Annotated in this window: 12 protein-coding genes and 1 pseudogene; 2 read left to right on the forward strand and 11 right to left on the reverse strand. The window is 62.1% G+C overall.

The window, feature by feature from the left end:
* Positions 1-13 precede the first annotated feature (13 nt).
* From KL786_RS05570 to KL786_RS05615, 10 genes are all read right to left on the reverse strand, one after another.
* Positions 14-454, reverse strand: a complete 441-nt coding sequence (locus KL786_RS05570; protein WP_019726334.1) for a single-stranded DNA-binding protein — start codon at positions 452-454, stop codon at positions 14-16.
* 72 nt (positions 455-526) lie between these two features.
* Positions 527-1,054, reverse strand: a complete 528-nt coding sequence (locus KL786_RS05575) for a DUF3158 family protein (RefSeq protein ID WP_009459718.1) — start codon at positions 1,052-1,054, stop codon at positions 527-529.
* Positions 1,051-1,830, reverse strand: a complete 780-nt coding sequence (locus KL786_RS05580; protein WP_009459719.1) for a PFL_4669 family integrating conjugative element protein — start codon at positions 1,828-1,830, stop codon at positions 1,051-1,053. The genes KL786_RS05575 and KL786_RS05580 overlap by 4 nt, the downstream gene beginning before the upstream one ends.
* Positions 1,831-2,148: 318 nt before the next feature.
* Positions 2,149-3,375, reverse strand: a complete 1,227-nt coding sequence (locus tag KL786_RS05585) for an STY4528 family pathogenicity island replication protein (protein ID WP_009459721.1) — start codon at positions 3,373-3,375, stop codon at positions 2,149-2,151.
* 3 nt (positions 3,376-3,378) lie between these two features.
* A complete protein-coding gene (locus KL786_RS05590) occupies positions 3,379-3,939 on the reverse strand; it encodes a DUF2857 domain-containing protein (RefSeq protein ID WP_009459723.1) in 561 nt (186 codons plus the stop codon).
* A gap of 15 nt (positions 3,940-3,954) precedes the next feature.
* A complete protein-coding gene (locus KL786_RS05595; RefSeq protein ID WP_009459725.1) occupies positions 3,955-5,604 on the reverse strand; it encodes a ParB family protein in 1,650 nt (549 codons plus the stop codon).
* Positions 5,597-5,845: a hypothetical protein gene (locus KL786_RS05600; RefSeq protein WP_019726333.1), complete on the reverse strand. Its 249-nt coding sequence runs from the start codon at positions 5,843-5,845 to the stop codon at positions 5,597-5,599. The genes KL786_RS05595 and KL786_RS05600 overlap by 8 nt, the downstream gene beginning before the upstream one ends.
* Positions 5,829-6,704, reverse strand: a complete 876-nt coding sequence (locus KL786_RS05605) for a ParA family protein (RefSeq protein WP_009459727.1) — start codon at positions 6,702-6,704, stop codon at positions 5,829-5,831. Before KL786_RS05605 ends, KL786_RS05600 begins: the two co-directional genes overlap by 17 nt.
* Positions 6,705-6,746: 42 nt before the next feature.
* Complete coding sequence (locus tag KL786_RS05610) at positions 6,747-6,959, reverse strand: AlpA family transcriptional regulator (protein ID WP_009459729.1); 213 nt, start codon at positions 6,957-6,959, stop codon at positions 6,747-6,749.
* A gap of 118 nt (positions 6,960-7,077) precedes the next feature.
* Positions 7,078-7,830 carry a hypothetical protein gene (locus KL786_RS05615; RefSeq protein WP_019726332.1) on the reverse strand — a complete coding sequence of 251 codons (753 nt, stop codon included), beginning with the start codon at positions 7,828-7,830 and terminating at the stop codon, positions 7,078-7,080.
* A 29-nt stretch (positions 7,831-7,859) separates the two neighbouring features.
* On the opposite strand from KL786_RS05615, the gene KL786_RS05620 reads away from it, so the two are divergent.
* Positions 7,860-8,015 carry a hypothetical protein gene (locus KL786_RS05620; protein WP_019726331.1) on the forward strand — a complete coding sequence of 52 codons (156 nt, stop codon included), beginning with the start codon at positions 7,860-7,862 and terminating at the stop codon, positions 8,013-8,015.
* 834 nt (positions 8,016-8,849) lie between these two features.
* Positions 8,850-9,464, forward strand: coding sequence for a nitroreductase family protein (locus tag KL786_RS05625; protein ID WP_090412759.1), 615 nt, complete (start codon positions 8,850-8,852; stop codon positions 9,462-9,464).
* Here KL786_RS05625 and KL786_RS05630 read toward each other — a convergent pair.
* Positions 9,461-10,033, reverse strand: a pseudogene (locus KL786_RS05630) (substrate binding domain-containing protein); the annotation flags it as partial. The gene KL786_RS05625 and the pseudogene KL786_RS05630 overlap by 4 nt on opposite strands.
* Positions 10,034-10,088: the final 55 nt, after the last annotated feature.

Consider the following 10,088-nt stretch of genomic DNA (forward strand, 5'->3'; position numbering starts at 1 on the left):
CCTCCATGCCGGTTCACTTCCTGCGCTTGGATTCTTTCGGCGCAGCCGGTTCCTGCGCGGCCTGGGGCTTGGGCTCTGCCTCTTGCGGCTTCGGGCTGAGGGTCACGGATTCGATGCGGTACGGCAGGATGCCGACGCTGCGCGCGTTGATCTGCCAGGTCTCGCGCGGCTGATCCTCGTTATCCGTCCAGGGTTCGCGCTCCATGCGGCCGACGACCAGCACGCGCATGCCTTTCTGGTACAGGTCCTTCCAGTGCTCGGCGTCGCGGTGCCAGATTTCCACCGGCGCCCAGAAGCCGCCCCGGTCCTCGAACGTGCCATCCTTCTTCGGCACAGGGTTGTCGAAATAGACGTTCAGGCGTAGCAGGCGACTGGGTTCGTCGTTGCCGTTGGGGAATTCGCGGTACTCCGGTGGCGAACCGATGTTGCCTTCGCCGGAAAAATGCGTGCTCATGATGTGATCTCCGTGGTGGTTGAAATACCCGTGCCTCGTCGGCGCCGGGAGCGTGCTGGGTGCCCGGCGCAATCACCGATCGCGCATTGCGGCGGGAATGGGCGTGAGCCGGCGCAGGTAGGCGTCGTCCGCCTCGGCCGCCTTGCTGGCGCATTCCTGCGCCTGCCTGCCCAAGGTGTGCAGCAGGCTGATCTGCATGTTCAACGTGATGCGCTGCAGCTCGATCGCGTGCAGGTCGGCCAGCAGGTTGACGGGTGTGCTGCTGCTGGCGACCAGCTCCCGCCACAGCGCCACGCCCATGGCCGACCTGTCGTGTCTGCGCCAGCGCAAGAAGACGGTTCCTGCGCCAGTGGTCTGTTGGGCCAGTTCGATGGGCAGCAGGTGGAAGGGGTGCCCGCATGCCTGCTCCAGTACCTGTCGCTGTGCCAGGGCAATCAACTCGTCGCGCATGGCGAAGCACTGGCTGGCCCAGGCCTCGAAGTCCCCTTTACCCTTAAAAGGCTTTAAAAGGCCTTTTAGATAGGCCGCGTGTTCCAGCCGCATGAAGGCACCCTGTTGCAGGCCTCGGAAGTAGCGGGTCGGTGGGTTCGGATCGCTCATGCCGGCTCGTCCTCGCCGGCTGCGGCTTCGGGCGACTCTGCGGTGGTGGTTTCATCGCCGAGCAGTGATGCTTCGGCAGGACCGTCGCCGCGCTGCTTCAGGCCACGGCGCACGATGGGCGGCGCAAACTTCGACCGGCGCGTGCCTTCCAGCACGTCCTGCGGCAGTTCGCCATACTTCTCCAGCGCTGCCCGCGCTGCGGCATTCTTCGACGCGAAGTCATCGCGTGTGCAGCCCGAATAGCGATACTGCTGGGCCAGCGAGAACAGGCTGCGCAATGAATGTGCGCCCTCGTTGAGCCAGCGTTCCAAGGTGCTGCGGTCAATGAGCGCGGTGTGATGGGCGAGGATCAGCTTGCGGGCGATGTCGTCGTAGTCGGCCAGGAGATAGACCGCGGCAAAGCCGAGCTGCGCGTTGACGAAGAGCGGGAGCTTGACCGGCTGCACGTTGAGGTTTTCGCCCAGGCTGAGCGCCGGCGGCACACTCGCCAGCGCCTGGTCCACCTGCTCGCGCAGCGATTGCAGCGTGACCTTGGTGTGGTCGAGCTTGTCCTCGATGCGCAGCATCCACCAGTCCGAGTACGGATCGTCTTGTTCTGAGCCCCGCCGCATCTTGTTCATCTGAGCGATATAGCCATTCAGGCCGACGATGCCCGGTCGCCCCTCGGCGGCGGCGCGGCCATGCCAGATGCGGGAAGCGTGATGGGTGTGCAGGGTCAGCGACATCGCACTGCGCAGGGAGCCGAGATTCAGTTGCAGAGGTTCATTGGTTGCCATGGTGTCTGCTCGTTGTTGGAAAAGGAGCGGCCAGCTTCGACAGGAAGCGGAAGGCAGTCAGTCAAGAATCCGAATCCCGGCGGGCCCCGGTTTAGGGCGTGGCGGTTGCATGCGGCGCGAGCTATCCCCAGGGGATAGCTCCATGGAGCGCTAACGAACGCTGCACGCCGAGATCAGGGGGGACAACGCCGATGCTGCGGCAGATGGTCGATCCCAGGCCTGCGACAGCTTGGCGTTGTGCCCAGCAGCGGAACTATCCCCAGGGGATAGCTCTACTGGCGGCCATGGGCATCTAGTTTCACCGCCTGGCATGCCGACTCATTTGCTGGCGAGCAGATTGCGTAGCCGCTCGATGTGCTGCTTGGCGACTTCTGGCGGCACTGGCTTACCCTGCGGCTGAGGTGGCGGTGCTGGTGGTGGTCGCTCGTTTGGTGGGACGGATGCCGATGGCGCGTCTTTCTTGGCCCAGGCATTGAACTCGCCATGGATGGCGCGCTGGATGATGCCGAACAGATACCCCGCAGGATTGCGTATGCCATGACTGCTGCATCGTGTGGCCCATTCGTCCAGCACGGCCTGTCTCAGCGCGGCATCAACCTGCTGCAATGCCACCCTGGCACCTGTCTGCTGCTCTGCCTTCAGTTCCGTGAAGCGCTTGGGCCATTGCAGATCGCCCAGCGCGCGCGCCTGCGCGGTAGTACGTACTTCATTAATACGACTACTACGTACTGTACGGGCCTGCTTCGGATTCCGAAGAGAGGCGTTTGGCACGGGTTTCGCCCCTGCTTCGGATTCCGAAGATGGGTCATCCGCATTCCGAAGAAGGCTCGATACTCCTTCTTCGGAATCGTGGGCGGCGTCCTCCTGTGGATAACTTGCGGCGGCCGTGATGCCTTGGCTGGCGAGGCGTTCTGCCAGAACCTGCAGCCGCGACGGCAATGTGCGCCCGGAGAGCAGCGGATCTTCCGCGATCTCCTTAAGGGTGTTCAGGCCGACCATCTGGACGGCCTTGGCCGAATGGCCGAGGGACTGGCTGACCAGTGCCAGGTAGTCGGCGTCGAGCTGCATGGCCTCGAAGGGCGTCAGCGGTTCATCGTGCAGAACGTAGAGGTTGCCGAGGATGCGGCCGGTCTTGGGGTCACGCCGTCGCCGCACCAGGCTCAACCATCGGGTGAGGCGCAACAGCGTCAACGCTCGGGCCACGGTTTCATGCGAGGCCTGCCCGGCGCAGGGCATCGATGCCAGCCAGGGTCGAAGCTGCTCATACGTCGGGAAGGCTGTCACGCCATCGTCGTTGAGCATCAGCCGGAACACCTGCCAGGCGTTGCGCTCCAGCGGCGTAAGGCGACGGTCGAGGAACAGTCGCCGCGGCACGGTCTCATGCCGGTTGCCGCTGAAGAGGAAGGCATCGCCGGACGTGGCGGGCGTCGGCGCAGGCATAGGTGCTGGCGCACTGGGCTTGGGCACGAGGTCTTTCAAGGCGGCGTCGAACAGGTCCGCGAGTGCGACGGGGCCACGGCGTGGTGCGGTGTCGTCCACGGCCATGGCTCAACCCAATCCTTGATCGACCCAGCTCTTGATCGAGGCCCAGACCACCGACAGAGGCAGCGACATGCCTTCGGCCAAGTCCATGGCGGCGTCGAGAATGGAGGTTTCGTCTTCGAGATCGACATTCCTGCTGCCGGTCACGGCCTTCCATTGCCGCCACAGATCCGTGTCCTGTTTCTCGTCCAGCACGGGGTGGCGGCCCTTGCGCTTGGGCAGGCCGAGGATTTCGCGGCGAAGCGCCACCTCTTGGTGGGTCAGGCCATAGAACCGACTGACCATCTCGGTGCTCGCACCCAGCCTGAGCATGCGATCGACCGTGGCGATTTCCTTCTCCACGTCCTGCGCCTGCTTGAGTAGTCGCCGGAGCACTTCGCGGTTGACCGTCACCGAGCACCAGGAGACGTTGGCGTTGGCGAGCACGCTGATCAGCGCGGGATGCTTGAGGGCGTCCAGTTCTTCCTCACCAAACCCCATCAGTTTGCACCGGCGCAGTTGCCCATTGCGCAGGTCATAGAGGGCCTGCGCGATGACGGCCTGGTTGAGTGGGTGTGGTGCGGACATGCTGGCCTCCCTCGCTCACGTTCCAAGGTCCGCAGCGCCGGCTTCAAGATCGAGCAGGCGCCGGGCCAGCCGCAGCAGCCGGAACAGCTTGACCAGCGCGGTGTCGCTCAATCGCTGGGCCGCATCACCCTGGCCGTGCAGCAATGCCGGCAGGTCGATGACGATTTGCCCGTCGTGCAGACCGACGTCGGCGGGCCGCTGACCGGCCAGGCACGCCAACAATGCGAGGACGGAACGGCCCAGCGGCGCCGGACTTTGGGTGCGGGCCCGGCAGGCGAAACCGATACCCTCTGCACGGTCATCAATGCACTCGTCCAGGTCTGCCTCGCTCGCGATTTCGCGGGCGAACTGTGCGATGTGGATGCGCAAGCGCTCGGCAGTATCCAAGCCGGGATCGATGTACCAGACATCGGAGATCGGATAGAGCCCGCCAGCCTGCACGGGGATGGACTGCAAGACGCTCGCCGAGAAGTCGGGAGGCAGCGCATCGCCCAACTGATCGGCGACCATGCGCTGGATGGACTGGAGCCGTTCGGTCGTCGGTGCCGGCGAAACGATGTGCTCCCGAAGCAGATCGCTCCCCGCCGCAGGGCTGGCCGGACCCGCCTGACTGGTATCCGTGTCGCTCTCGCGCGCAGGTCGGCCTGCAGGCGGCGCTGCCGATGCAGCCCCTGCGGTGGGTGGCGCGGTGTTGGCAGTTGGGCGCGCGATGGTTTCCGACTCCGGCTCCGGCAACGCAGGCGGCGTCGAGGGCGGCGTTGGGTCGCTGATCAAGGCGCGCTGCCGGCTTTCGGATTCGGTCATGTCCAGGGCGAGCACGTCGTAATTGACACCCAGCAACTCGGCCATCTGGCCGATCAGCTCGTCCTGTACGCGCTGCGCGGAGAACTCGTCGGCCTGGACGTCGAATTGCGACAGCGCTTCCTGGAAAAATTCGTCGAAGTCCTGAACCAGGGAGCGGCCCTTGGCGTAGCGCTCCCACGCGAGCATGCAGGCTTTGCGCATGACCGACAGGCGTTCGACCTGATGGCGACCGAGGCCGCCATAGAGCACGGTGGGGATCGCGGGCAGGAGATACTGCACCGCGTCGTTCATGCGGCTGATGTGCGACTGTTGTACCGGGAAGCCATCGGCAGCGAGGCGGCGGGCCAGCTCGGACTGGCTCAAGGTAGTGCCGCTTTCTTGCTCGTAGAACTCGCGTGCCTTCTCGACGCCGAGGGCGCGCTCGATGAACGTGAGGCCCCCGCGTAATTCATTCTCGGCCAGGTGGCCGGTCAGCATGACGACTTCGCCGCGGCTGGGCCACGGCCGGAACAGGCACGATATACGGAAAAACCGCTCGTCCTTGGTCTCTGACCATAGTTCGCGCAGGATCGCCAGCCGCGTATTTCCGCCGTTGCGGATGATGTAGTGGTCCTCACCTGGTCGGCGAGTGATGGCCGGCGCCGCGTCCAGACCGCGCTCGCGGATGGACGCCTTGATTTCCTCGTAGGCCGGGTTGCGTTTTTTCCTGGGATCGTGGTCGTAGGGGCGCAACTGATCTAGGGTCACGACCATGGGTGTGTCGGCGATCGGGTCGCTCAAGGTCGAGGCTGACGGGCCGCTGCGCTCGAACCCGGCCGCGAGCAGCTTGCCAGCCATCTGCTGGGAGGTGATCTCAGCCATGGCCGCCTCCCTGCGCTTGGTATCGGGCCTCGCGCTCGGCGCGGCGGATTTGCGCACGGGCATTCAGGGTCGCCCGGTGGTCACTGGCCGTCGAGCTGGTGTAGATCGCGGCGCAGCCAGGCTTGGTGAACTTGAGGTGGCCGCCAGGCGTGCGTTTGACGTGCCAACCTTCGCCAACCGCGAACTCGATCAGGGCGCGAAGCCGCTTGTGGCCTCGGGCAAGCTCATGTGCGTTCGCCATGGAACCTCCCGGCATCAAGAGGGTGTGGCGGACGGCCGGACACCATGGCAAATCGGTGCCGCCATTGCGGAAATAGTTCGTCTGCGAGGCCGCGCATGGTGTCGAGCGCGGCGGGGGCGACTCTGCCCGGCGGCTGGCGGTATTCGACCCGATGCACTGGCAATCCGCGCGTAGCTGCACGCGGATACGCCTCGATGGCCGGCACGTCGGTGGCCAGCACGCGGATGCCGGCATGGTCCTGGAAAAGATCGCGCAGGGCCTGCTGGATCAGCCGTGCATTGGCTGACACAGGGTGGACGCGATTGATGAGCAGATGCAGAGGTGGAGGCTCGATGCCCAGGTGCCGGTAGGGCGCAATGTCTTCGAGCAACTGCATGGTGCCGCGCCGCAGCTCGCGCGCCGCGAGGATTTCCGGGGTCACGGGCGACAGCGCGAGGTTGGAGGCGAGTACCGCCATCTCCAGCAGCACCGATCGCGCGCCTTGGGTGTCGATCAGTACCAGGTCATAGAGAGGCGCCAGGACCGGCAAGAGATGGCGCAACCGCAGGCGGCCATCCGGCGCGTGCAGCAGCAAGGTGTTCAGCTCGCCTCGGTGGTCGTTGGAGAGCACCAAGTCCAGGCCCGCGACGATCGTGCGGGACACAAGCAGCCCGAGGTCGCGCTCGTTGAAGGCCAGCAACTCGTAGATGCCACCAGGTGCGCGGTGACCTAGCTCGTAGTACGAGGACAAGGTGGGCTGCACGTCGAGGTCGAGCAGTAGCACACGCAGCCCCGCGTCGGCGGCAAGCCCGCCGAGGTTCGCGGCCGTGGTGGTCTTGCCGACGCCACCTTTTGTTGAAATGATGGATACGACCTGCATGGCGTTCTCCGTGTGAGGATGGGAAGTCCGCTGGAGAACGGGTCAGGCCCGGTTGTTGACGCGCTCGGCGATCCACTGATCGATCTCGATGGAGTCCCAGCCGACCGCGCGCACGCCCAGGCGCAGCGCCTTCGGGAACAAGCCTTTGCGCATCAGGTTGTAGATGTGGGCGCGTTTGAAACCGGACTTGGTTTCGACTTCATCAAGCCGCAGGATGCGGCGCTCGCTTGCGGGCAGTGCAGGTGTTTGCGACATGGCGGTCACTCCTGAACGCTCAGTGGCGTTTGTTGGCGTGACCTCCATTCAATAGACATGGATGGGAAAAGACATTGCAAATGCAATCTCCGCGATTGCACATACAAGATGGAAAACCTCAGACTGTCGCGCTACGCAGCCGGCGTCTGGCCGTGGCGAACTTGCCGTTTAGCGTCCGCTCCGCGATCCCCATGGCGCCGCTGTGATGGGCGACCAATGCACTGACCACCGCCTCCTGCGTCTTGAAGCTGGAGTACGGCACGCCCGAAGGCGACTGGCCGAGCATCAGGTCCAGCATGCTGCCGATAATGTTCAGGTAGGTGGCTTCGGCGCGATCACTGATCAGGCACTGTGCGCCAGCAGAGGGCGCCATCTGCTTGAGAAGCGCCCCGTGCTTTTCCTGCAACTCATGCAGTTGGCGTTTGTACTGGTCCAAGGTGGATTTCAGGGCCAGGCGCTCGACTAGCATCGCCTGCCCAGTTTCCAGCGAGATGAAGGGATGGGTGATGCGCTCGCTTCGGGAGAAGAGGAAGCCCGGTCGTTGCTCGGGATAGTGTTGGCGCATCCAGCGCTTCAGATCGACGTGGCGCACCGTCAGATCAGGGGAGTCGATCAGCGTGGAATCGCGCGTCGTGATGCCGTTCTGCCCGAAGGGCAGTTCTCCATTGAGGATGCCGTCGAAGATACGTTCGGTGCAAAGTCTCAGCTCGGCGCAACGTGGGCAGTCCAACGACTGCGGCAGGCGCCTTGGCGACGAAATCGAAGCCAGGATCACCTGCTCGTATCGCAGCAGCCCGGCCCAGCGGATGGACGCTTCGATCGGGCGATAGAACACCTTTGATGTTGGTGCATCATTCTTGTTCTCGTGCATGCTCCGTCTCCTTCCAGGAGAAGAACTACATGACCGACTCCTTTGTCACCGACCTCATGGTCGGCCTGTCGTCTGTGCAGGAAGTGGGCACCGAAGGCCGCTTCGTCATGTGGTTTGAATACTGCTCACCAGTTCGCGCAACTGGTAGTCGTCGTGTGCTCGATGTGCAAAAATTCATCGATTAGAAGGTCGAGCATCGGGACGTAGGCTCGACAGTGACGCTCACGCTATCAGGGTCGTGAGAAGTTACGGTTTCTGCAAAACCGTCTAGGTATGACCTGATATGCCAGCGGTCTCAGGAGGCGTTAAGGGGCCGCAATCGTCGTCGAATGTCCAGCCGGACGCAGCAAACCCGCGTCTGTCATGCTTGCCCCGTCATCCTGATATATCGACAAAGAATCGTGTGCGGAAACGCGGTGGCCAGCGTGCGCGTTCTTTCAAAGGAGCTTGAGCAGAAGGTCCTTGTGAGTTGTGGTGCAGGCGTTCCCAGCATCCGACCTGTGCCATCACCAGAACCATCTGCCTGATCGTCTTCACGATGATGGATGCGGGGCAGACAACCGGGCGTGGATGATGAGTTCGAGGCAGTCGCCTACGACGATGTACCGATCGTGGGTCTGGTGTACTGAGTGCAGCTCTTTGGACGTCTGTGGAACTCTTTGGACGAATTTGTTGCCGAGGACGAAAAACAAGGCTACAATTGAGGTCTTCGCTGGCCAGTCCAACGAAGAAAGTGTTTGGGAAACAACGACTTACTGTCCTAGTACACGTCTCGTTTCCCGCTCCATATTCAACAAAAACGCCGATCAGTGATGATCGGCGTTTTTGTTTGTCTGCGATTTAAGCTGGCCAATGGCTCGATAAGCCCGAATGAGCCTCTGACTCATGGGAGGCCGCATCTCATTGGTGAGTATTCTCATGGAGTCGCTCGGGGGTGGATTATGACTGGCCGTAAGTGCGATCACTTTAACGTGGCGGCTTGCGGGTCTATCGCGTCATAACAGCCAATGGGAAGTGTCATGAAAAATGTTAGCGAATTGATCGAAAGCCGAATCTCAGCGAATGCGTTCGATACGAGCCGTCGGCTCTCGGATGAGCAAATCGAAGAGTTGGTTCGTCTCGCCACGCTGGCCCCTTCATCATTCAATGCGCAAAACTGGAAAGTGATTGCAGTGCGCACGGCCGAGGCCAAGCAGCGCTTGAAAAAAGTTGCTTATGAGCAGCCCAAAATCGCCGATGCGGCCGTTACCTTTATCATCTGCGGAACGCTGGCCCCACACAAAGGCTTGCCGGATGCTCTGCTGCCATCGGTTGAACAAGGCATTATCGAGCGTTCGGTTTTCGACACTTGGGTTGCCATGGCCAATGGAATGTACGAAGGCAATGAGGTGTTCCAGCGTGATGAAGCCATTCGCTCGGCATCACTGTGTGCAATGACCTTGATGCTGGCAGCGCAGGGGCAAGGGTTGGCTTCAGGCCCGATGATCGGCTTTGACCCGGCCGGAGTTGCCCGTGAGTTCCAACTGGCCTCGTCCGAGGTGCCTGTGATGCTGATTGCTGTCGGCTATGCACTGGCTGAAAACTGGCCACAAAAACCGCGCAAGACCCTCAAGCAAGTACTGACTCTGGTCTAACAACCAACACGCTCACGGGTTGTAGATTCAGCCTGTGGGTGTGTGACGGGTGACGGTTTAGCCAAAGAAGGGCACCAGTGCTGCAAATACTCCTGGCAGAAGTCCAGGTAGACGCGCACCAGTCGCGAAGGGTGACGGTGAGACTGATAGAGCAAATGCACAGGGTTTTCTGGCATTGGGTAGTTGTCCAGCACTGACCGCAGGCTGCCTTCTTTAATGGCCTGTACCGCCAGAAAGGGGGGGAGTTCGGTAATACAGTCGCCATTAAGTGCGCAGTTGCGCAGGTGCAGGTAGTTGTTTGTCGTAACGATGGCAGCAGGTTCGAGAGTCTGGTTACCCAGGGTCCACTGGCTGCGCATGCTGGAGTCTTTTGACCAGGTTGCACAAGGAAACCTGAGCAGGTCATCAGGTATATGAGGTTCGCCCAGGCGCTCAAGCAGGGCTGGACTGGCAACGAGTTGATGTCGATAGCTGATCATATAGCGTGCAATCAACGTATCTTGTTCAATGGCGCCAACGCGAAGTGCTACATCAATACCTTCGGCGATAAGGTCCATGCGTTGCTCAGTTGTAGAAGTCTCGACTTAATCTGACACCCCTCTTGAAAAAGAGCGGGGCTACCGG

Source organism: Pseudomonas sp. TAE6080 (assembly GCF_018732265.1).
GTDB lineage: Bacteria > Pseudomonadota > Gammaproteobacteria > Pseudomonadales > Pseudomonadaceae > Aquipseudomonas > Aquipseudomonas brenneri.

Bases quoted from the DNA above. Each gene is read 5' to 3' on its own strand.
- KL786_RS05595 (WP_009459725.1), bottom strand. From the start codon at position 5,604: ATGGCTGAGATCACCTCCCAGCAGATGGCTGGCAAGCTGCTCGCGGCC.
- KL786_RS05615 (WP_019726332.1), bottom strand. From the start codon at position 7,830: ATGCACGAGAACAAGAATGATGCACCAACATCAAAGGTGTTCTATCGC.
- KL786_RS05590 (WP_009459723.1), bottom strand. From the start codon at position 3,939: ATGTCCGCACCACACCCACTCAACCAGGCCGTCATCGCGCAGGCCCTC.
- KL786_RS05605 (WP_009459727.1), bottom strand. From the start codon at position 6,704: ATGCAGGTCGTATCCATCATTTCAACAAAAGGTGGCGTCGGCAAGACC.
- KL786_RS05625 (WP_090412759.1), top strand. From the start codon at position 8,850: ATGAAAAATGTTAGCGAATTGATCGAAAGCCGAATCTCAGCGAATGCG.
- KL786_RS05600 (WP_019726333.1), bottom strand. From the start codon at position 5,845: ATGGCGAACGCACATGAGCTTGCCCGAGGCCACAAGCGGCTTCGCGCC.
- KL786_RS05585 (WP_009459721.1), bottom strand. From the start codon at position 3,375: ATGGCCGTGGACGACACCGCACCACGCCGTGGCCCCGTCGCACTCGCG.
- KL786_RS05610 (WP_009459729.1), bottom strand. From the start codon at position 6,959: ATGTCGCAAACACCTGCACTGCCCGCAAGCGAGCGCCGCATCCTGCGG.
- KL786_RS05620 (WP_019726331.1), top strand. From the start codon at position 7,860: ATGACCGACTCCTTTGTCACCGACCTCATGGTCGGCCTGTCGTCTGTG.
- KL786_RS05570 (WP_019726334.1), bottom strand. From the start codon at position 454: ATGAGCACGCATTTTTCCGGCGAAGGCAACATCGGTTCGCCACCGGAG.
- KL786_RS05575 (WP_009459718.1), bottom strand. From the start codon at position 1,054: ATGAGCGATCCGAACCCACCGACCCGCTACTTCCGAGGCCTGCAACAG.
- KL786_RS05580 (WP_009459719.1), bottom strand. From the start codon at position 1,830: ATGGCAACCAATGAACCTCTGCAACTGAATCTCGGCTCCCTGCGCAGT.